The following is a 253-nucleotide window of genomic DNA, read 5'->3' on the forward strand; positions in this document are numbered from 1 at the left end:
CGAGCGGGCGAATGTCTCGGTCGCCGACTTGTCCATTCAATTGCTGCAATTGACGCAAAGAGTTTTTCCAAACGAGCTGGTCAACCTGATTATCGACGATACGCTGGTTCCTCGTTGCGCGAAGAAGGGGCCGGGGATCAGCGTCAAACACGATCACAGCCACAAGGCCAACCGGCCCACCTTTTTGAACAGCCAAGGTTGGGTCACACTGGCCCTGGTGGTGCGGGTCCGATTGGGTTCGGCGCTGACCATC

Annotated in this window: 1 protein-coding gene; it reads left to right on the forward strand. The window is 57.3% G+C overall.

Annotation, left to right across the window (positions count from 1 at the left end; genetic code table 11):
* Nucleotides 1–253: transposase (locus tag IV91_RS0111125; RefSeq protein WP_031598373.1), on the forward strand; the 253-nt coding region annotated here is incomplete at both ends.

The sequence above is a fragment of the Ferrovum myxofaciens genome, assembly GCF_000735045.1.
GTDB lineage: Bacteria > Pseudomonadota > Gammaproteobacteria > Burkholderiales > Ferrovaceae > Ferrovum > Ferrovum myxofaciens.